Origin of the sequence: Clostridium sp. DSM 8431 (assembly GCF_900116755.1) — a bacterium.
Taxonomy (GTDB): Bacteria; Bacillota; Clostridia; order Clostridiales; family Clostridiaceae; genus Clostridium.
In genome coordinates this window covers 11450-12375 of the sequence record NZ_FPBY01000104.1, presented here as the reverse complement: position 1 = coordinate 12375, position 926 = coordinate 11450, and the positions used below count along the sequence as shown (strand labels likewise).

Sequence of the window (926 nt, the reverse complement as noted above, 5' to 3'; positions counted from 1 at the left end):
GAGAGAATCCACAAAAAATTTGCATAAAGATATAAAATTGAGAAAAACTTAGAATTTAATAGATTTTGTCCAATATAAAGGGGTTAATCCGATAAGTTATACAAATTTACATTCCATTATGGTACTACTTAAATGCTCCAACGATTCGCATATTAGCTTTTAATACTTGATTTACATTCCATTATGGTACTACTTAAATTTTATGTATTGCAAGGCATTACAATATTTATATTATATTTACATTCCATTATGGTACTACTTAAATTATATATAGAACTATATCCCTGTTTTTAAACTTTAAATTTACATTCCATTATGGTACTACTTAAATTAACATAATTTTAAAAAAGTAAAGGAGATTTTTATTAATTTACATTCCATTATGGTACTACTTAAATTGACGCATAAAAATATCAACCGTATTCTTTTGAATATTTACATTCCATTATGGTACTACTTAAATAATAATACAGTTGTGACTAATAATGTATCTACTACAATTTACATTCCATTATGGTACTACTTAAATGAAACTACAATTAAAAAAGAGGAGATGTTTTAAAAATTTACATTCCATTATGGTACTACTTAAATCATCTGTAGCTGCAACATTAGGAACATTAATTAGTACATTTACATTCCATTATGGTACTACTTAAATAAAAGTAGAAGGCTTATACCTGGTATAGATTATAGAAATTTACATTCCATTATGGTACTACTTAAATTTAAATCAACTGTATTAGGTGTAATTTCTAGTATACAATTTACATTCCATTATGGTACTACTTAAATACTCCATTACACTTTCCATTACCGGAGCAAATTCGGAATTTACATTCCATTATGGTACTACTTAAATACCATTAAAAAGAAAAAGAATAGTTCTATGAATGTATTTACATTCCATTATGGTACTACTTAAA

General features: G+C 25.2%; 1 CRISPR repeat array.

Features of this window, described 5'->3' with window-relative positions:
• Positions 1-104: 104 nt before the first annotated feature.
• Positions 105-926: direct repeats of the CRISPR family, unit length 29 nt; unit sequence ATTTACATTCCATTATGGTACTACTTAAA.